The sequence below is a fragment of the Labrenzia sp. PHM005 genome (assembly GCF_006517275.1).
Taxonomy (GTDB): Bacteria; Pseudomonadota; Alphaproteobacteria; order Rhizobiales; family Stappiaceae; genus Roseibium.
The window spans coordinates 2,074,776-2,095,275 of the sequence record NZ_CP041191.1 but is presented as its reverse complement, the minus strand read 5'-3'; the positions used below and the strand labels follow the sequence as shown (position 1 = coordinate 2,095,275).

Annotated in this window: 19 protein-coding genes; 11 read left to right on the top strand and 8 right to left on the bottom strand. The window is 55.4% G+C overall.

All coding sequences use genetic code 11. The features are described 5' to 3' along the window. Positions 1 to 108: 108 nt before the first annotated feature. The 3 genes from FJ695_RS09520 to FJ695_RS09510 all read right to left on the bottom strand — a co-directional run bounded on the left by FJ695_RS09520 (position 109) and on the right by FJ695_RS09510 (position 3,236). Positions 109 to 1,284, bottom strand: coding sequence for a flagellin (locus FJ695_RS09520; protein ID WP_141185221.1), 1,176 nt, complete (start codon positions 1,282 to 1,284; stop codon positions 109 to 111). A 135-nt stretch (positions 1,285 to 1,419) separates the two neighbouring features. Continuing rightward, positions 1,420 to 2,076 (bottom strand): RNA polymerase sigma factor, encoded by a 657-nt coding sequence (locus tag FJ695_RS09515; protein ID WP_141185220.1) that lies wholly within the window; start codon positions 2,074 to 2,076, stop codon positions 1,420 to 1,422. 500 nt (positions 2,077 to 2,576) lie between these two features. Then, positions 2,577 to 3,236: a GntR family transcriptional regulator gene (locus tag FJ695_RS09510; protein ID WP_141185219.1), complete on the bottom strand. Its 660-nt coding sequence runs from the start codon at positions 3,234 to 3,236 to the stop codon at positions 2,577 to 2,579. Positions 3,237 to 3,388: 152 nt separating this feature from the next. Here FJ695_RS09510 and FJ695_RS09505 point away from each other — a divergent pair, with 152 nt between their 5' ends. The 10 genes from FJ695_RS09505 (at position 3,389) to FJ695_RS09460 (ending at position 13,277) form a co-directional block, all read left to right on the top strand. Continuing rightward, positions 3,389 to 4,189 carry a transporter substrate-binding domain-containing protein gene (locus FJ695_RS09505; protein ID WP_141185218.1) on the top strand — a complete coding sequence of 267 codons (801 nt, stop codon included), beginning with the start codon at positions 3,389 to 3,391 and terminating at the stop codon, positions 4,187 to 4,189. Positions 4,190 to 4,339: 150 nt separating this feature from the next. Further along, a complete protein-coding gene (locus FJ695_RS09500; protein ID WP_141185217.1) occupies positions 4,340 to 5,002 on the top strand; it encodes an amino acid ABC transporter permease in 663 nt (220 codons plus the stop codon). Between the two features lie 10 nt (positions 5,003 to 5,012). Next, entirely contained in the window at positions 5,013 to 5,675 is a 663-nt protein-coding gene (locus tag FJ695_RS09495) for an amino acid ABC transporter permease (RefSeq protein WP_141185216.1), read from the top strand. Next, positions 5,672 to 6,394: an amino acid ABC transporter ATP-binding protein gene (locus FJ695_RS09490; RefSeq protein ID WP_141185215.1), complete on the top strand. Its 723-nt coding sequence runs from the start codon at positions 5,672 to 5,674 to the stop codon at positions 6,392 to 6,394. Before FJ695_RS09495 ends, FJ695_RS09490 begins: the two co-directional genes overlap by 4 nt. A gap of 83 nt (positions 6,395 to 6,477) precedes the next feature. Continuing rightward, positions 6,478 to 7,437, top strand: a complete 960-nt coding sequence (locus FJ695_RS09485; protein WP_141185214.1) for a dihydrodipicolinate synthase family protein — start codon at positions 6,478 to 6,480, stop codon at positions 7,435 to 7,437. Further along, entirely contained in the window at positions 7,428 to 8,360 is a 933-nt protein-coding gene (locus tag FJ695_RS09480; protein WP_141185213.1) for a proline racemase family protein, read from the top strand. The genes FJ695_RS09485 and FJ695_RS09480 overlap by 10 nt, the downstream gene beginning before the upstream one ends. 14 nt (positions 8,361 to 8,374) lie before the next feature. Further along, on the top strand, positions 8,375 to 9,805 hold the full coding sequence (locus FJ695_RS09475; RefSeq protein ID WP_141185212.1) for an aldehyde dehydrogenase family protein: 1,431 nt from the start codon (positions 8,375 to 8,377) through the stop codon (positions 9,803 to 9,805). Positions 9,806 to 9,863: 58 nt separating this feature from the next. Then, positions 9,864 to 11,114 carry an FAD-binding oxidoreductase gene (locus FJ695_RS09470; protein ID WP_141185211.1) on the top strand — a complete coding sequence of 417 codons (1,251 nt, stop codon included), beginning with the start codon at positions 9,864 to 9,866 and terminating at the stop codon, positions 11,112 to 11,114. A gap of 23 nt (positions 11,115 to 11,137) precedes the next feature. Continuing rightward, positions 11,138 to 12,241: a cis-3-hydroxy-L-proline dehydratase gene (locus FJ695_RS09465; protein ID WP_141185210.1), complete on the top strand. Its 1,104-nt coding sequence runs from the start codon at positions 11,138 to 11,140 to the stop codon at positions 12,239 to 12,241. 10 nt (positions 12,242 to 12,251) lie between these two features. Then, positions 12,252 to 13,277 carry a proline racemase family protein gene (locus FJ695_RS09460; protein ID WP_141185209.1) on the top strand — a complete coding sequence of 342 codons (1,026 nt, stop codon included), beginning with the start codon at positions 12,252 to 12,254 and terminating at the stop codon, positions 13,275 to 13,277. A 79-nt stretch (positions 13,278 to 13,356) separates the two neighbouring features. Here the strand turns inward: FJ695_RS09460 and FJ695_RS09455 are convergent, their stop codons facing one another. From FJ695_RS09455 to FJ695_RS09435, 5 genes are all read right to left on the bottom strand, one after another. Then, complete coding sequence (locus FJ695_RS09455) at positions 13,357 to 14,514, bottom strand: Gfo/Idh/MocA family protein (RefSeq protein WP_141185208.1); 1,158 nt, start codon at positions 14,512 to 14,514, stop codon at positions 13,357 to 13,359. Between the two features lie 9 nt (positions 14,515 to 14,523). Continuing rightward, on the bottom strand, positions 14,524 to 15,579 hold the full coding sequence (locus FJ695_RS09450) for a sugar phosphate isomerase/epimerase (RefSeq protein ID WP_141185207.1): 1,056 nt from the start codon (positions 15,577 to 15,579) through the stop codon (positions 14,524 to 14,526). A 77-nt stretch (positions 15,580 to 15,656) separates the two neighbouring features. Next, positions 15,657 to 16,613, bottom strand: a complete 957-nt coding sequence (locus FJ695_RS09445; RefSeq protein ID WP_141185206.1) for a substrate-binding domain-containing protein — start codon at positions 16,611 to 16,613, stop codon at positions 15,657 to 15,659. 97 nt (positions 16,614 to 16,710) lie between these two features. Then, a complete protein-coding gene (locus FJ695_RS09440) occupies positions 16,711 to 17,733 on the bottom strand; it encodes an ABC transporter permease (RefSeq protein ID WP_247653813.1) in 1,023 nt (340 codons plus the stop codon). A gap of 2 nt (positions 17,734 to 17,735) precedes the next feature. Beyond that, positions 17,736 to 19,259, bottom strand: coding sequence for a sugar ABC transporter ATP-binding protein (locus FJ695_RS09435; RefSeq protein ID WP_141185205.1), 1,524 nt, complete (start codon positions 19,257 to 19,259; stop codon positions 17,736 to 17,738). Positions 19,260 to 19,462: 203 nt separating this feature from the next. Here FJ695_RS09435 and FJ695_RS09430 point away from each other — a divergent pair, with 203 nt between their 5' ends. After that, complete coding sequence (locus tag FJ695_RS09430; protein WP_141185204.1) at positions 19,463 to 20,494, top strand: LacI family DNA-binding transcriptional regulator; 1,032 nt, start codon at positions 19,463 to 19,465, stop codon at positions 20,492 to 20,494. The last annotated feature ends 6 nt before the right edge of the window (positions 20,495 to 20,500 follow it).

Here is a 20,500-nt window from a genome sequence, read left to right as displayed (position 1 = left end):
CCCGAGATCTATTTGCCCAAAGGGAAAATGAAGAGCCGGACCGGCTGACGCAGCGCTAGGTGGGGGCAGTCACTACGGTCACCCGGTCCGGCCTATGCCGGTAAAAATTTACCGCATCAGCTGAAGCAGATTTTCCGGCATTTGGTTGGCCTGGCTGGCAGCTGCGACCGCCGCCTGAACCTTGACTTTGGACGCAGCAAGCTTGGCCTGCTCCTTGGCGATATCGACATCGGAGATCGCCGATTTGGCTGCATCCAGGTTTTCAACACTGGTTGCGATCTGGGACGAGCGGAACTCGAAGCGCGACATGGTGGCACCCATATCGGCCCGGGCGTTGGAGACTTTGTCGATCGCTGTATCCAGAGCTGAAATAGCCGCCTTTGCACCGGATTGGCTCGATACATTCAATGATGACAATCCGAGAGTTGTCGTATCCAGTGTGGGCAGCACAAGATTAATCGTATCGGATGCGGATGAACCAACCACGATATCGGCACCGGTCGTAGCAGCTACAGTGGTTGAGCCATTTGTGGTGCCAGCGGTTAGACCCACAGTTCCTAAGCCGAGAGTGCCCGTTCCCGCAGCAATCGTAATGCTCGCATCAGCACCCTTAGCCGAAGAAGTTAACGTTAGGGTGCCGGAGTTGTTTGAAGCAACAACACTGGTGTTACCAGCGGCAGTCAGCCCTGCGTTAATCTGCGTAACCATGTCAGCAACAGTCATAGACGTTGCCGTAGTGGAGAGAGTTATGGTCGCTCCATTGATCTGGATTGTCCCGCTCGTGTTAGCCGTCAAACCAGTGGCATTTGCAGTCGCACCGGTCACCGTAGCAGCGGTATAAGTGTTATCGTCCGAGAAGTCGCTTTTGCCGTCCAGGAGACTGACACCGTTGTACCGGGTGCTCTTGGAGATGCCGTCAATTTCCTGTTTCAGCTGATCGAATTCCGCCTGAACATAGGCGCGCTCGGTGTCGGTCACGGTCCCGGATGCCGATTGGGAGGCCAGGGTCTTCATCCGCTCCAGAATGTCGGCAACGTTGGCCGCGCCGCCGTCTGCGGTTCGCAGCACGGAAATGCCGTGGGAGGAGTTGGTCGCGGCCTGGTCGAGCGCGGCAATGTCGGAGGAGATCTTGGTGGCGATCGCAAGACCGGCCGCATCGTCAGAGGCCTTGTTGATCCGCGAACCGCTGGCGAGCTTGGCCAGGGAATCGGATTGATCCAGCGAATTCATGTTAAGATAGCGAACCGCAGTGTTTGCGGCAGTGTTCGTTGAAATAACGGGCATAGTCTAACTCCTGCAGTCAAGCGGGCCGCACAAAAGAAGCGGCGCGGGCGGCGCGGGTTTCCCGTGCCTTGTCCCTACAACGAAGCAACTGCATGAATTCAGGCGGAGTTTCTCCGCTTCACTTCAGGTTTATTGTTAACCAGAAGTAAACAACGCCAAGATTTCGACACTGTGTGATTTAAGCAAATCCCGGAGTTTCTGCCGCCCACGCTTTAAAAGCGACTCCACTGCGGAAACTGTTGTTTCCATGATCTCGGCAATTTCTGGATTGCTCAAGCTTTCATTATACGACAAGACGATGGCAATGCGTTGCTGATCCGGCAGCTTTCCCATTGCCCCCTCGAGAATTTCGGCTGCCTCCGTCCGCTCCAATTCTTCAGACTGGTCGCATGCATCGTCTTCCAGCTCCGGCAGCTCGTCCGTCACATCCACCTTGCTCTTGCGCAGGAGGTCGATGCAGCGGTTGGTGACGACCCGGAAGAGCCAGGTGGAGAACTTGGCCTTCCCCGCTTGCCAGGTTCCGCGTTGCGTCCAGACTTTCAAAAACGCATCCTGGACCGCATCTTCAGCATCCGGACCATTGTGCAAAATCCGGTAGGCAACCGCGTAGGCTCGATCAATATGCCGCTGGATCAAAAGCCGGAACGCATCTTCCCGATGCTGGCCTATCAACTCCAAAAGCGCATCGTCTCCCAAATCCGTAAGATTCACGCTTTGCGTCGGCTGTTCTGGCGCCCGTTCATTGCCGGGCAAGTCCATTTCCGGATGTGAACTTGTTGCCGCGATTGTCATATTTGCTCACCCGCCCACAGGTCCTTTGCCTGGCCCCAAACTTGGTTGTACAAGTCTATAACGTACCAATACTCCAGATCAGGCGGAGATTTATTAATTTTTTTAGATTTTTTACTAGGAATTTTTTGCTTTAATTTGGGAAAATTTTGCCTTTAAGTGGGAAAAATGTGCCTACTAGTAATATTTCTATGAATTATACTTAAAAGATGCGCGAATTTTATAGTTAATCAAGTGTTAACACCGCCAAAAAGTCCGGATAAAATGAGATTACTTAGAAAAATACTCGATCAGGCAGAATTTGCCGGAGAGCCTATTTTTGCCGGGAACTGTTGTGCATACATTATATCGGCCACAATTTCTCACCAGCACTCACCTAACCGATATATCACCCTTTGGAGCAAGCAAAACATGCTCGCTTCGAAACGTTTGCGCATTGGCAATTGAAGCCCGTTGCCGCATTCGGGCGGCGCCTTATGGTGACGTGAGCTTGCCGCAGCAAGCTACTTTTTTGGCAGGAACTGCAGCAGTGAGGATTTTGCCCCCATAATGTGTGCCCGGGTCAGGTCGGCGGCCTTTTCCGCTTCCCCCTTCTCACAAGCTTCAAGAATACCAAAATGCTCGCGACCGGCCCGCTCCATACCATTGCTCATCACCAATTGAGCCCGGATTTGCCTCTCCACCCGGTCAATCGCATTGCCAGCAATTTCAAGAAAATACTTCAAGTCGCTGGCACTATAGAGCGTTTCGTGAAAATCACGGTTGAGGTTGCCCCACTCCATCGGATCCTTTGAGGCCGAAAAATCAGAGCATTTCTCCCGGGCCTGGGAGAGCAGCTCCATGGACATCCTCGGAACCGCATTCTTGATGATCTCCGGCTCCACGAGTGCCCTTAAGTTAAAAATCTCTTCGACTTCCTCCGGCGACAGACCAGCGACAACCGCCCCTTTGTAGCGCTGCGTTTTAACCAGGCCTTGCTCTTCAAGACGGGAAATAGCTTCCCGAACCGGAATCCGGCTCGTGTTGAAAAGGCGCGCGATTTCATCCTGGCGTAAGGGTTCCCCCTCCTCCAGCTGACCTTCGATAATGGCCGTTCGCAAGGCATCGAAGACAATCGATGACGCCGATGCCGTTGCAGAAATGTCCATTGATTTCAGTTTCATACCAACGCCTCTCCGTTCGGGATCTTTTTAGGCGAACGCCCTGTTTTGGTACAGCGGGAAATTTTTTGAATATTTTATATTGAATATTGGATCCGATTTGGATTATCAATTCCGCGCTGACCAAAAATCTTCGAAAAGAAGAGGGGAAAATCATGTTTAGGAAATTCGCAGCCGCAGCAGCGCTTACGCTCGTTGCCACTTTACCAGCCAAGGCTGACACTCTGGACGATGTCGTTGATCGCGGTGAACTTCGCTGTGGCGTAGTCCTCGACTTTCCGCCGATCGGTTACCGGGACGCCAACAACGAGCCTGCGGGCTTTGACGTCGAATACTGCAATGATCTCGCAGCCGCTCTGGAAGTTGAACCGTCCATTTACCCAGTAACGTGGGCCGAGCGCCTCCCGGTCATCGTCACCGGTCGTGCAGATGTTGTCTTTGGAGCCACATCGGACAGTCTGGCCCGCGCCCGAACTGTTGGGTTCACCATTCCTTATGCAATCTACTACGCGCAGGGCGTCGTCAACGCGGAAAGCGGTATCGAGTCGTTCGAGGATATCCGCGGCAAAACTGTTGCTGGCGCGATCGGCACCGTCCCAGAGCAGGAATGGCTCAAAATCGCCAAAGAATGGGGCGAAGAACACCTTTATCAGGGGTATCAGTCGGAAAACGAAGTGTTTCTGGCAGTCGCCCAAGGCAAAGCCGATATCGGCATCACAACCAACACAGCGGTCAAGCCCATCACGGACCAGTATGACACTGTTCTGGCCGGCCCACGCATGCCCTGGACAACAGATTACACTTCCGTTGTCGGAAAACGTGAAGATGTGACCTGGCTGAACTTCCTCAACCTGTTTGTCACCCATCAGGTCCGCTCCGGCCGTTACGATGAGCTTTGGGGCAAGTACGTCGGAGGCGAAGCTCCGGAACTCCGCATCCCGGGCGTCATGTACTGACGATATGCAGGGCATGCCACCCCACCAAAGGCATGCCCTGCGTCCCTTTGTTCAAGAGGTCTTTGAAAACGGCTCAATGCTGATTTCCCACTTCCTCTTTCCGCAGACACCCAGTTCACAGACTGGCAGATCTGGTGGAGCATCCTGAGAATGTTTGACTACAATTTCCATTGGCGCCCGGTGATGAAAAGCTTGCCGGACCTTTTGGAAGCAGGTTTGCTGACCTTGCAGGTCGCAACGCTTTCAATGGTCATCGGCATCATCATTGGCCTGGGGCTCGCCCTCATCCGCCTGAACTGGAGTGGACCGGCCTATTGGTTCGCGACCGCTTGGGTCGAGTTGGCACGGAACACCCCGGCTCTATTTCAGCTGTTCTTTTTCGGATTTGGTCTGGGCGCCTTCGGACTGCACCTCAGTCCCTTCACCATCGTCCTCGCGGGCCTTAGCTTCAACTGCGCAGGATATCTGGCGGAAAACTTCCGCGGTGGTTTCCAATCAATTCCAAACACCCAATTGCGCGCCGCCCGCAGCCTTGGCATGTCGTCCTGGCAAGCCTACACACGGATCATCATTCCTCAGGTGTTTCGCGTAGTTTATCACCCGCTGACCAACCAGCTGGTCTGGGCTGTGCTCATGTCATCATTAGGCATGCTCGTAGGATTCCGGGAACTCAGCGGTGAAACACAATTTTTCGCCAGCCGGACCTTCCGCATCTTCGAATACTTCGCCGTGACCGCGATCATCTACTACGTGATCGTCAAGGTCATCCTTGCGGCCTCGCGCCTGCTTGCTCTGCGCCTGTTCCGCTACTGAGGAGATGACCGTGCAAGAGACGATAAGCTTCTTCAGTGGCTTTACCATCAATGACCTGTGGTTTCTGGGCGAGGCAGCGCTCCGTACACTCTGGATCTCGGCCGTATCAATTTCCCTTGGAACGGTCCTCGGAATCTTCTTTGGCTGGCTGCTCTACGAAGGCAAACTTCTGGGAGCCATGGCGCTGGCGCCGGTTCTGGATATCTTCCGGTCGATCCCGCTGATCATCCAGCTGGTCCTTTTCTACAACTTCGCGCCGATTATCGGCCTGGATTTTGGTCCGTTTGGCTCCGGAGTGGTGGTTCTGACGATCTATACGGCGTCTTTGGTCGCCAATGTTGCCCGCGGCGGCATTGAGGCTGTTGGCAAACCGATGCGCCGCGCCGCCCGCTCGCTTGGCCTGAGCTATTGGCAGGACATGCGCCATGTTGTTCTGCCGATCGGTGGCCGTGCGGTCTTTCCATCCTGGGTCGGTGTTGCGCTCGGCGTCATGAAGGACAGCGCCCTGGTCTCTGTCCTTGGATATGTCGAACTTCTGAAAGCCAGCCAGATCCTGATTACCCGGACCCAGGAACCCTTCCTGATCCTAGCAATTGCCGGTGCGTTCTATTTCGCGCTGTCCTTTCCGATCTCGCGCTATGCCGCACAACTAGAAAAAAGGTGGGCCCAATGATCGAGATACGCGGTCTAGAAAAATACTTCGGTGCGCTTCAAGTCCTCAAAGGCATCGACTTGGATGTCGACAAGGGCGAAGTACTCTCCGTCATCGGCGCGTCCGGCTCCGGCAAATCAACTCTGCTCTATTGCATCAATGGACTGGAGCCGATCCAAAAAGGCTCGGTTCTCGTGGACGGCACCAACGTTCATGACAAGAGCACAGACATCAACAAACTGCGCCAGAAACTCGGCATGGTATTCCAACAGTGGAACAGCTTCCCGCATTTGACAGCCTTGGAGAATGTGGCCCTGGCGCCAAAGATCGTGAAAGGCAAATCTCGTGCGGAAGCCAATGCGATCGCCGAACAACAACTCAAGCATGTCGGCCTGGAAGACAAACTGAATGTCTATCCAAGTGCTCTGTCCGGCGGCCAGCAGCAGCGGCTCGCAATCGCAAGGGCGCTCGCCATGGAACCGGCCTATATGCTGTTTGACGAAGCAACATCGGCGCTCGATCCCGAACTGGTTGGCGAGGTGCTCGACACCATGCGGCTTCTGGCCGAAGAGGGCATGACGATGATTTGTGTCACCCATGAAATGGGGTTTGCGCGCGATGTCTCCGACCGCGTCGCCTACTTCCACCACGGTGTTATGGAAGAGATTGGCCCGCCTGAACAAGTGTTTGGGGACGCACAATCCGAACACACCCGAAAATTCCTGTCCAATGTGCGCTGAACAGCGCTGATTTAAATTTCGAAGCCAACGGTTTACGCTCGGTTTTCCAGCGACCGTTCGGCTCGTCTCAAAAGGAGAAGGCAATGTCCTCAAACATTTTTTCCGGCACCATTCCGGCCCTGATGACCCCGTGTAAAGCAGACCGGACGCCGGACTTCGATGCGCTGGTGAAAAAGGGACAGGACCTGATTTCCAAAGGCATGTCAGCTGTTGTTTATTGCGGCTCCATGGGCGATTGGCCGCTCTTGACCGATGAAGAGCGCATGGAAGGCGTCGAGCGCCTGGTCAAAGCTGGCGTCCCGACAATTGTCGGGACGGGCGCAGTCAACACCAAGTCGGCTGTTGCGCATGCAGCTCATGCCGCAAAGGTGGGTGCTCATGGTTTGATGGTGATCCCGAGAGTTTTATCCCGCGGTGTTTCAGCGATAGCCCAGCGCAATCACTTCAGTGCCATTCTGGCTGCAGCGCCGAGCCTTCCGGCTGTCATCTACAACAGCCCCTATTATGGCTTTGCAACCCGAGCAGATCTCTTCTTCGACCTGCGAAAGCAGTTTCCAAACCTGATTGGCTTCAAGGAATTCGGCGGCCACGATGACCTACGCTATGCAGCCGAAAACATCACGTCTCAGGATGCTGATGTTACTTTGATGGTCGGGGTCGACACCGCAGTCTACCATGGCTTTGTCAATTGCGGTGCAACCGGCGCCATCACGGGCATCGGCAATGCCCTGCCGGATGCGGTTCTGCACCTTGTGGCACTTTGTAAAAAAGCCGCAGAAGGAAACGCGGAAGCTCGGAACCGGGCAAAGGAACTGGAAGAGGCGCTCGGCGTGCTATCCAGCTTCGATGAGGGACCGGATCTTGTGCTCTACTACAAACACCTGATGGTTCTGAACGGCGAAGACGAATACCGCCTTCACTTCAATGAGACAGACGCCCTGACAGACGCCCAGCGCGGCTACATCGAAGCGCAATATGACCTCTTCAAAACCTGGTATGCTGACTGGTGCGGGCAAGGCGGAGTTTTGGCCGAATGCGCGTAATCGACAGCCACACAGCAGGAGAACCGACCCGGCTGGTCGTCGATGGTGGACCGGATCTTGGATCCGGCTCCCTTGCCGAACGAGCGGCGCGCCTGGAAGCAGAGCATCTTGATTTCTGCTCATCCGTGGTCCTGGAACCACGGGGGCACGATGCAATTGTTGGGGCATTGCTCTTACCGCCGTCCCAACCAGACTGCACAGCAGCGGTGATCTACTTCAACAACCTGCAAAATCTCGGGATGTGCGGCCACGCGACGATAGGTTTGGCGGTTACGCTCGCCCATCTTGGAAGATTGCCGCACGGACAACACCGCATAGAAACCCCAGTTGGCATTGTCGAAGTCGACCTGCTTGATGCCAACACAGTCGCTGTTTCGAATGTGGAAAGCTATCGCCTACAAAAAGACGTGTCTGTTGATGTTCCGGGGCGCGGGAAAGTAACTGGAGATGTTGCTTACGGCGGCAATTGGTTTTTCCTGGTTAAAGAAAGCCCGATCGACCTGACTTTGGCGAATGTCACGGATTTGACCGCCTATACAAAGGACATCCGCACAGCTCTTGAAGACGCAGATATCACCGGAACAGATGGGGCCTGGATTGACCATATCGAACTCTTTGGGCCGCCTGTCGATCCATCTTCAAACAGCCGGAACTTCGTTCTTTGCCCTGGCGGCGCTTACGACCGGTCACCTTGCGGGACCGGGTGTTCAGCCAAACTCGCCTGCCTCGCTGAAGACGGCGTTCTAGCGCCGGGAGAAACCTGGATACAGGAAAGCGTCATCGGCAGTACTTACCGGGCCTCATACCAGCCCGGAACAGGCAAGGGGGTTCTCCCGACCATCACCGGACAAGCCTTTGTCACGTCTGACGCAAATCTGATTTTCAATCTGGCCGACCCCTATCGTCTGGGCATCCGGCCTTAAAACTGGACCACATCATGGACTATAAAAATTTCATCGGCGGAGCGTGGGCCGCAACCGCTGAAAGCATCCCGAACATCAATCCCTCCGACACAACAGATACAATCGGTTTTGCCGCCAAGGGTACCGTTTCCGATCTTGATAAGGCCATTGATGCAGCGCACGAAGCAGCTCCAGGCTGGGCAACTTCGACGCCGCAACAACGATTTGATGTTCTGGACTTCATCGGCACGGAGATCCTGGCGCGCGAGGAAGAACTGGGAAGATTGCTTTCCAGAGAAGAAGGCAAAACCCTGCCAGAAGGGATCGGAGAAGCTGCCCGCGCAGGACAGATCTTCAAATTCTTTGCCGGCGAAGCACTACGCCAGTCGGGAGATCATCTTGCGTCTGTCCGTCCTGGCATAGAGGTGGATGTCACCCGGTCACCGGTCGGAGTTGTCGGTCTGATTACGCCGTGGAACTTCCCGATTGCCATTCCGGCTTGGAAACTGGCTCCGGCAATTTGCTTCGGCAATGCAGTTGTCCTGAAGCCCGCCGAATTGGTTCCTGCCAGCGCGCATGCGCTTGTCGAAATTGTGTCCCGGGCTGGCCTTCCAGACGGTGTGGTCAATCTTGTGTTCGGACGTGGTTCCGAACTCGGTCCGCGCATGATCGACAATGAAAAGGTCAATGCCATCTCCTTCACAGGGTCGGTTCCGACCGGCCGCGGTATTGCAGCAGCCTGTGGCGCAAAACTAAAAAAAGTTCAGCTGGAGATGGGCGGCAAAAACCCGATGGTGATCCTAGATGATGCCGATCTCGACGTTGCGGTGGAGACCTGTCTCAACGGTGCGTTCTTCTCAACGGGTCAACGCTGTACCGCCAGCTCCCGCTTGATCGTAACAGAGAAAATCCATGATCAGTTCGTCGCAACGCTCTACGACCGGATGGTCGCGCTGAAAGTCGGGCACGCGTTGGAAGCCGGTATCCAGATGGGCCCTGTTGTCGATAATCGGCAGCTGGAACAAAATCTCTCCTATGTCGACATTGCTAGCAGTGAAGGTGGCAAGGTTCTGGGCGGACAGCGCCTGGATCTGGCGACAAAAGGGTTCTTCATGGCGCCCGCGCTGGTGACCGAAACCAGCAACGACATGCGCATCAACCGCGAAGAAGTCTTCGGTCCGGTCGCGTCTGTGGTTCGGGTAAAGGATTACGATGAAGCCCTTGCCGTTGCCAATGACACGGAGTTTGGTCTGAGCGCTGGTATCTGCACGACATCGCTGAAACACGCCCATCACTTCAAACGGAACTCACAGGCAGGAATGGTGATGGTCAACTTGCCGACAGCAGGTGTCGACTATCACGTTCCATTTGGCGGCACGAAGGGCTCCAGCTTCGGTTCCCGCGAGCAAGGACGCTACGCGGCGGAATTCTATACGACGGTAAAAACCGCCTACACTCTCCCCTAACTTCTATTCGGTTCCCGCCAGGCACTCTGTTCTGGCGGGAAAGTGCGGCTGATTTTCCATGACGGATCCAAATATCAAAGACGTGATTGTGATCGGCTCCGGGATCGTTGGAACCTGCACGGCTCTTGCCCTCCAGGCAGAAGGGCGGAAGGTGACGATCCTCGACCGGCAAGACGCCCCCCCCCGGGCATCTGAAATGAACGCGGGTGCCTTTGCGTTTGCCGACATCATGCCGCTGGCTGCGCCCGGTATTATGCTTAAGGCACCGAAGTGGTTGCTTGATCCGCTCGGTCCTCTGTCGATCCCGCCGGCCTACGCGCTCCAGATCCTGCCGTGGCTGCTGCGGTTTTGGCGGGCAAGTCTTCCGGACCGTTACCATAAGAGCCTCGCCGCTCAAGCAAGCCTGATGAAACTGTCGCAAGCGGCACTTGAGCAGCAGATTAAGGATACGTCAGCCGAACACCTGATCCAGCGGGATGGGCAGCTACAGCTCTATGAAAGCGAACGGGAATTCCGTACCAGCCTTCCAGGCTGGGATCTCCGCCGGGAGCATGGCGTGGATTTCAATCTCCTGAAAAGTGCTGCCGAAATTGCAAAAATCCAGCCGGGTATCAATGGCCGGTTCGCCTATGCGGGCTACACCCCGGAATGGATCAACACTTGTGATCCCGCTGCATGGCTTGCGCATCTGACGGACCTTTTCAAATCCAGAGGCGGCGTGATGTCCACGGCTACGATCACTTCGCTCCAACCAAAAGAAAATGCCATCCAACTCAATACACCAGAAAGACAGCATTCTGCACAGCAGGTCATCATCTGCGCCGGCGCCTGGTCGCATCACCTTGCGCAGTCAATTGGCGACAAAATCCCGCTAGAAACCGAGCGGGGCTACAATTCGACTATTTCGGATGAATCTTTCGATCTTCGAACACATCTGACCTTTCCCGGTCATGGCTTTGTTGTGACCCGCATTAACAATGGCATCCGGGTGGGCGGCGCGGTTGAACTGGGCGGGCTCAAGCTGCCGCCGAACTACAAACGATCACAAATCCTTTTTGATAAAGCCAAATCCTTCTTGCCCGGCATAGAAGCAAACACCGGCAGACAATGGATGGGCTTCCGTCCGTCTCTTCCGGACAGCCTGCCGGTCATCGGCCACTCTTCCAAGGATCCTCGTATCATTTATGCGTTCGGCCATGGCCATCTGGGTCTCACACAGGCGGCAGGCACTGCTGAAATTGTTGCGACCATCGCGAAAGGCGCACCGCCGCCGATCGACCTTTCTGCTTATTCACCCAACCGCTTCTGAGCCTCAACAATTGGAGGGACACCATGAAAATCACTGCCATCAATGTCTATCAGGTGGACCTTCCTTTGAAGGAGGGCCGCTACAGTTGGTCTAACGGCAATTTCGTCGAAGTATTCGACAGCACAGTGCTGGAAGTCATCACCGATGAAGGGCTGAAGGGCTATGCTGAATGCTGCCCGCTCGGATCGGCCTATCTGCCGAGCTACGCGCTGGGTGTGCGAAGCGGGATACAGGAGCTTGCGCCGCACCTAATTGGCAAGGATCCGCTCAACATCGGCGAGATCAACCGGGTGATGGATGCAGCGCTAAGAGGTCATCCCTACGCCAAGGCCCCAGTCGACATCGCCTGCTGGGATCTTCTGGGCAAGGCCACCGGCCAGCCCGTCTATACACTTCTTGGCGGCGCCGCGCAGGACGATGTTGTGCTTTACCGCGCCATCAGCCAAGAAGCGCCTGAAACCATGGCGGCCAAGATCGAAGGCTATGCGGCAGAAGGGTACACCAAGTTCCAGTTGAAGGTTGGCGGCGATGCCAATGATGACATCGAGCGTATCAAGGCCACACGTGCAGTTTTACGATCCACGGATATTCTGGTTGCCGACGCTAACACAGGCTGGACACGCCATGAGGCGGCCCGGGTTGTGGGCGCAGTGTCGGCGCTGGATGTCTACATCGAACAGCCCTGTCTGACCTACGAAGAAAGTATCTCCATCCGCCGCCGAACAGCGCTGCCGTTTGTCATGGATGAAGTGATCGACGGGCCGAACATGCTGGTCCGCGGCCTCGCCGATGACGCCATGGATTGCATCAACCTGAAGATCTCCAAGGTCGGCGGCCTGACGAAGGCCAAACTCATGCGGGATTTGTGCGTTGTGCACGGCATCCCAATGACCATTGAAGACACTTGGGGCGGCGACATCACTACGGCTACGATCGCCCATCTGGCCCGGTCGACACCGTCCGAATTCACCTTCTCCGCCACGGACTTCAACAGCTACGGCACAGTCGATATCGCTGAGGGGGCACCGCAGCGGGTCAACGGCCGGATGACCGCCTCAGACCGGCCGGGCCTCGGCATCACACCGATCTTTGAAGCCCTCGGCGATCCCGTCGCCAGCTATTCGTGAGGACAAGACAATGCGCAGCAATAAAACCATCCATGTTGTCTCTTGTCATGCCGAAGGCGAAGTCGGTGACGTGATCGTAGGAGGTGTCACCCCGCCCCCCGGCGAAACCGTATGGGATCAGCGCAGTTTCATCGCCAAGGACCAAACACTCCGGAACTTCGTTTTGAACGAACCGCGTGGCGGTGTCTTCCGGCATGTCAATTTGCTTGTGCCGCCGAAACATCCAGCGGCAGATGCGGCTTTCATCATAATGGAGCCCGAGGACACGCCTCCGATGTCAGGCTCCAATTCGATTTGTGTGTCGACGGTCCTGTTGGACAGCGGTATTCTTCCAATGACCGAGCCAGTCACGGAGCTGACTTTGGAAGCTCCCGGTGGGCTTGTCCGAGTGAAAGCAGACTGCCGGGACGGCAAAGCCGAGCGCATTCATGTCCAGAACGTTGCCAGTTTCGCGGATAAACTGGATGCAAAGCTGGAAGTTGAAGGTATCGGAACGTTGACCGTCGACACTGCCTATGGCGGAGACAGCTTTGTCGTTGTGGATGCAAAAGCGCTCGGAATGGACATCGTCGAAAGCGAAGCTGCTAAAATCGCACATCTTGGTGTTCGTATCACCAATGCTGCAAACGAGCAGCTGGGTTTCTCACATCCTGAGAACTCCGATTGGAACAGCATTTCATTTTGCGCGTTTTGCGGTCCGGTTGAAAAGACTGAAAGAGGCTTTGCCGGTAAATCGGCGATCGCCATCCAACCAGGAAAAGTAGACCGCTCTCCGTGTGGAACAGCGGTTTCAGCGCGCATGGCGCTTATGGCTGCGCGTGGACAAATGTCCGTCGGTCAAGAGTTTGAAGCGATTTCGATCATCGGCTCCAGGTTCACCGGAAAAATACTGTCTGAACATTCAGTCGGCGGGCGGCCAGGCATCGTCCCGCAAATCAGTGGCCGGGGCTGGATCACCGGAACCCACCAGCACATGCTGGATCCCAGCGATCCTTGGCCAGCCGGTTACAAGCTGAGTGACACCTGGGGCGCTTAAGTCCCCACCCAACCTGCAACTTATCTCACCTGCTGCGGAAAGATGCGCACCTCTGCGGCAGGTGAGACGTTTTTTGCACTTAGGTCAGTTTGACCCAAGCCGCATTCCTGGAAGACGAACGGACACACGCATCAACGAACCGGACACCGGCAACACCTTCAGCGATACCTGGAACCAGTGTTTCTGCGGTCTGGCCGTTTTTATGAGCCCGGATTACCTCTGCCGCTTCCTTGTAGAGGTTTGCAAATCCCTCCAGGTACCCTTCCGGATGACCGGGCGGGATCCGTGTAGTCGGCCCCACGCTCTCCAGCATGCCTGCGCCACCACGGGTGATCAGTTGCTGCGGCTGTCCGAACGGCGTGAAATGAAGATGGTTCGGATGTTCCTGATGCCACTCAAGCCCACCCTTATCTCCATAGACTCGGATCTTCAGGTTATTCTCGTTACCCGGCGCGACCTGTGAACACCACAGCATACCGCGGGCACCGCTAGCAAAGCGTAAGAGCACATGACCGTTGTCATCGACCTGACGGCCCGGAACAAAGGATTGAAGATCCGCAGCCAAGCTTTCGGCTGTCTGACCTGTGATAAAACACGCCAGGTTATAGGCATGGGTGCCAATGTCGCCTGTTGATCCGCCTGCACCTGAACGGCTTGGATCCGTGCGCCAATCTGCTTGTTTGTTATGCTGTTCGACTGTCAGCCAATCCTGAGGATATTCGACCTGAACAACGCGGATCTCGCCGAGGTCTCCATTCGCGGCCATTTCCCGCGCCTGCCGGACCATTGGATAGCCGGTGTAATTGTGGGTCAGAAAGAACAATCCATTCGACGCCTCGACAGCCTTCGCCAGTTTATTGGCATCGGCCAGTGTCGATGTCAGCGGCTTATCGCAAATGACATGAATGCCACGCTTCAAGAACTCGCGGGCAGCCGGATAATGCACATGGTTCGGGGTGACGATCGCCACAGCATCAATTCCGTCCTTCAGCCGGGCTTCACGCTTGGCCATATCAGAATAGGAATCATAGATCCGGTCATCCTTGAGCCCGAGCGCACGGCCGGACTCCTGTGCTTTTTCCGGTGTTGATGACAATGCGCCAGCCACAAGCTCAAAACTCGCATCCAGCCGCGCTGCAATCCGGTGAACCGCACCAATGAAGGCGTCTTTGCCGCCGCCGACCATACCAAGTCGGAGAGGCCTATCGGCTGTATTTTCTTTTCCTTCAATAGCCATCAATCTCTCCTAGGAAATGCCCAGCATCTTGCGGTTGGCCGCTTCGTCCGTCCCGCCATCAGCGAAATCGTCAAAGGCCTTTTCCGTCACACGGATTATGTGGTCAGCGACGAACTGGGCCCCTTCCCGCGCGCCGTCTTCCGGGTGTTTCAGACAGCATTCCCATTCAACCACAGCCCAACCGTCGAAGTTGTTGGCCGCCATTTTTGAAAAGATCGCCCCAAAATCGACCTGGCCATCGCCGAGCGATCGGAAACGTCCTGCCCGGTCAACCCACGGCTGATAACCGCTGTAAACGCCTTGCCGACCCGTCGGATTAAACTCAGCATCCTTAACGTGGAACATACCGATCCGGTCTTTGTAGATGTCGATGTTGTCCAGATAGTCGAGGCACTGGAGAACGTAGTGGGACGGGTCATAGAGCATCTTTGCGCGCGCGTGATTATCAACCCGCTCCAGGAACATCTCATACGTAATGCCGTCATGAAGATCTTCGCCGGGATGGATCTCGTAACAAACGTCGACGCCCATATCGTTGGCATAATCGAGGATCGGCCGCCAGCGTTTGGCGAGTTCATCAAAAGCGGTTTCAACAAGACCAGCCGGACGTTGCGGCCACGGATAAATGTAAGGCCAGGCAAGAGCACCGGAGAATGTCGCATGGGCGGAGATGCCGAGGTTCCGGCTTGCGGTCAGTGCCTGTTTCAGCTGCTCTACGGCCCAGGCTTGACGTGCAGCCGGATTGCCGCGGACTTCCGGCGCTGCAAAACCGTCAAAGGCTGAATCATACGCAGGATGAACCGCAACCAGCTGACCTTGCAGATGTGTTGAAAGCTCGGTGACTTCGACACCGTTTTCCTTCGCCGTTCCAGCAAAGTCCTCACAATAGCCTATGGAACTCGCGGCCTTCTCCAGATCGATCAGTCGGCCATCCCAGCTGGGAACCTGGACACCCTTGTAGCCACAATCGGCTGCCCATTTGGTGATCGAATCCCAGGAATTGAACGGGGCTTCATCCCCTGCGAATTGAGCCAGAAACAACGCCGGCCCTTTGATTGTTTTCATGATGGCCTCCCAAAATCTAAAGACAAAGAGGGCCGGTGTTCTCGATCAAACTCCGGCCCCGGTTTTCGTGCCAGGTCTTAGAACGGTGACTCTGGGAAGTAGTAGCTTTCCGCGTTCTCACGTGTGATCAGGGTCGCACCGAGAATGTAGCGACCGGCAACCGGACCGTTGGACTTGAAAGCAGAAACCGTTGCATCCATTGCAGTTGCGATCATTGCCGGCGGATACAGCACATCGACCGGGATCAGCTCATCGCCGTCCATGATGCCCTTGATGATTTCCTTCATGCCGGCACCACCGACAACGAACATGCCATTGCCATCCCGGCCCGCCTGTTTCAGAGCGGCAACCACACCAATTGCGATGTCATCATCCTGGGCCCAGACCGCATCGATATCCGGAAAGCGGGATAGGAAGTCCTGCATGACTTCAAAGCCATCATCGCGATTCCAGTTGGCATGTTTGTGATCAAGAACATTGATGCCGGAGCCTTCGATCTCGGTCATGAAAGCATCAAAGCGCTCATTGTCGATGACAGTCGGAATGCCGCGCAGAACAACGATGTTGTCGCCATCCTTCAAACGGCCCTTCATGTATTGGGCGGACACCCGGCCGAGTTCCGGATTGTTACCAGCGACATAAAGATCCTCGATGCCCGGCTGGCTGAGGCCGCGGTCAACAACGGTGATCCAGGCACCCGATTTCTTAACGTTCAGCACCGGGTCGGTCAGCGGCTCGGATTCGAACGGCAGCACGACCAAGGCGTCAATCTGATGAACGGACACCAGGTCCTCCAGAGCACTTGCCTGCGCGCCCGGGTCCGGTGAGTTTACCAGGATCAGATCCACATCCGGATAGAGCTTTTCCAGCCGTTTTTCGGCCTGTTCCGCATGCCAGTTCATACCGGCGGCCCAGGCATGCGTCGGTGTCGGATAGCTGACACCAATCTTGATTTTGTCTGCAGCTGCCGCAGCGCCCGCAAATGCAAGCAATCCAGTTACAGCTAATGCTCCCAAAGTTTTTCTTACCAGCATTGTTTCCTCCTCCAATACCTTCGATTAGACGCACCTCTCCCGTCCGGTGCGAGCCGGTTCAAGTTGGGGACGGGTCCCGATTCCTTGGATTAACGAGCTACTCTTTGTTGCTCTTGGTCAGTTTCCAGTCGCTTCGCTGCAAAAGAACAGCCACGATGATGATCAAACCTTGCATGGTGCCGTTCAGATAGTTCGAGATCATATCAGTGAAGTTCAAAATATTGCCGATGGTGGTCAGGATCAAAGCCCCCAGAATAGTCCCGCCAATCCGGCCATAACCGCCTTTCAGCACGGTTCCGCCAATAATCACCGCCGCAATTGCTTCCAATTCCCACAGCACGCCGGTCGACGCAGAGGCTGACCCAAGACGGGGCACATAGATGATTGTAGCAAAGGAAACGCACAACCCCTGAATGATGTAGGTGAGCGTTTTAACCCGGTCGACGTTGATCGCGGAATACTTGGCAACAGCCTCGTTCGATCCGATCGCTGTGCAGTAACGGCCAAAAGCTGTCCGGTTCAGAAGTAGCCAGCCGCAGATGGCAACACCGATGAAGACCCAGACCGGAATCGGCAGTCCCAAGAAGCTGTCGTAATAGACCGGCCGGTAGGTGCCGCGGATGTCAAAGTTCAGAGACAGGGTGCCGCCATCGGCAAAATAAGTCACCAGCGAACGATAAATCCCCATCGTTCCAAGGGTCACGATAAAAGCCTCGATTTTGCCTTTGGTGGTCAGCGCGCCATTGATCCAACCCGCACCGATGCCAAGCAGAATTGCCAGTCCGCAGCCGAAAAGAACAGTCGGAATACCGGTTCCTAGAGTATCGACTGCATTGTTCATAACAATGATCATCACGCCGGAAATCGCTGCCGCCATGGATCCGACCGACAGATCTATGCCACCAGCAGTGATCACAAATGTTGCTCCAACCGCGATGATGCCAATAAAGGCAGATCGCGTGAGCAGATTGGCAAGATTGCCTTCGCTGACAAAGGCCGGGTTCAGCAGAAAACCGATAATACAAAGCAGCAGCAGCGCGAGTGCAGGTCCGAGAGTTTTAAGGTCTACGGACCACCGCTTGGCCGGTTTTACGCCGGCGTTTTCCGATGCAGTCATCATGGTCAATGGATTTCCTCCCGTTTCAGCCCGGCGGCATAGCGCATGATTTCGTTTTCGTTGATGTGATCGCCAGTCAAAACACCAGTGATCTGGCCTTCGCGCATCACCACGACACGATGGCAAATTCCGATGATTTCAGGCATTTCCGAGGAGATCACGACGACGGAAACCCCTTCTGCGGCGAGTGCCGCAATGAAATGGTAGATCTGCTGCTTGGTGCCGACATCGATGCCCCGCGTCGGTTCATCGATGATGACGATCCGTGGGTCACACTCCATAATCTTGGCGAGGAGCAGCTTCTGCTGATTGCCCCCGGAAAGCTTGCCAACGATGATGTCCTGATCGCGTGACCGGACATCAAAGCGCCGGATCGCCCGTTCGAGAGCAGCTCCCTCCGCTTTCCGGTCGAGCGCGAAGTTTTTGACAAACTTAGGTAGCGCAAAAAGGGTCAAATTCGGCTGCATTTTCTTGTCGAGCAGCAGTCCTTTTTCTTTCCGGTCCTTGGTCAGATAGGCGAGCCCGGCATCTCGGGCAGCAGCGACCGACAAATGGCCGACATCTTCACCAAAAAGCCGGATCGTGCCGTTCTCGATCGGAGCCAAGCCGCAAACCGCTTCGAAAACGGCTGTCCGGCCAGATCCGATCAGTCCGGAAAATCCGAGAATTTCGCCGCTCCGCAAATTGAAACTGACATTTTCAATGCCCGGAGCGGTCAGGTTTTGCACCTCCAGCACCAGGTCTGCATCGACATCTGCTTCCTGCATCGGCGGATAAAGATCCGACAGTTCGCGCCCTACCATCATCTGAGCCATGGTGTCTGGAGTAAGCTCGTTGGCCGGGCGGGTGTCGATCCATTGACCGTCCCTAAGAACCGTTACGCGATCGGCAATCGCCTTAACCTCATTGAGCTTATGCGACACAAAAACAATGCCAACGCCGCTTTCTTTCAGTTTTTGAACCTGGCGGAAGAAGATTTCTGTTTCTTCTTCCGTCAAAACCGCAGTCGGCTCATCCATAATGAGAATGCGCGCATTCCGGCTAACCGCCTTGACGATCTCAACCATCTGCTTTTGCGCAATTGTCAGATCCGATATCCGGTCCGCAGGTGAGATATCCAGCCCCACGTCATCCAAGTACTTTTGAACCACCGCGCGCATGCCAGCCCGATCCAGGAAACCCTTCGCCTTCATTTCACGGCCGAGAAACACGTTCTCTTCGACCGTCATTTGTTCGGCAAGATTGAGTTCCTGGTGGATGAGGACAATGCCGAGTTTCTCCGCCGCACCGTTGGCCGGAAGGTCTGTTGTCTCTCCATCCAGCTTGATGTGGCCGGATGTCGGATCATGAAACCCTGAAAGGATTTTCATCAAGGTCGACTTACCCGCGCCGTTCTCACCGATCAACGCATGCACTTCGCCCGGACGGATATCCATACTGACGCTGAATAGAACCGGTACAGGCCCAAAGGACTTGCTGATGTTAACGGCTTCGATCACCGTCTGCGACTGAGACGCATGCTGCTGCATCTGTAACTCCTCCCAGACCCCGACATCCTCTACCACATCGGCGTCATAACGGATATGTAAACGTTTTCATATGCGATGTAAACCTTTACATTATCCCTTGTAAACCTTTTCAATAGGGCTCTTAAACCCTATACAGCGTAGAGAGGTGTGCAATTTCATGGGCTTAATGGAACGGCGCACCGCAGCATAATCGGGGATAAAAAATGGACGAACCGGGCAACCGGCCGGCGACAATCGAAGATGTTGCAAAGCTCGCGGGCGTATCGATTGCGACCGTAAGCCGGGCACTGCGCTCCCCCGAGAAGGTTGCTGAGAGCACACGAAAAAAGGTTACCGCTGCAATTGCCCGCACGGGTTATACAGCCAACGCCATGGCGCAGAACCTGCGCATGCAACGGTCGCAAATGGTGCTGGTCCTCGCTTCCGCCATCGCAGATCCGAATTTCGCCGGCTTGCTCACCGGCCTTGAAAAAGCGGCCAATGACCGTGGTTATGGCGTTCTGATCGGCAACACCGAAGGCACGACCGGCCTGGAACAGAATTACCTGAGATTTCTGTCTACCGGCATGGCGGATGGCCTGATCCTGCTTACAGGCCATATTCCGGTCGCAGGCGAACCTCAGACACCGCTCACCGCCCTTCCACCGATTGTCGCGACAGAGCGGCCTGTCGACCGGCCAGATATCAGCTACGTTGGCGTGGACGATGTCGCCAGCTCAAAGATGGCGACGGAATATCTGATTTCCCTCGGCCACCGGCGGATCGTGTTTATCTCCGGCGGACCAGCCGACATCCGCAGCGATTTGCGCCATACCGGTTATCAAAAGGGGCTTCAGGAATCTGCTGTATCCTTGCGCGACTGGCGCATGGAAGGCGACGGCTCTGCCGAAAGCGGGCGCGCTGCGGTCGAACGACTGTTTATCAAGGATGATCTGCCGACCGCGTTTTTCTGCTTCAATGACAACACCGCCATCGGTGTAATTTCAGCTCTGCAATTGCGCGGCTACAACGTTCCTGAAGACTTTTCCGTGCTTGGCTTTGACGACATTCCTTTCGCCAACAACTTTACGCCAGGCCTGACAACGATCCGCCAGCCCCGGCATCATATCGGCGAACTCGCCATGAATATCTTGCTCGACAAGCTCGCCAATAAATCTCTGCCTGCCCAAACGCACCTACTGCATGGCGACCTCGTCGTCCGCGAAAGCTGCTCCGGTCTTCACCGGAAATCGTGATTGGCA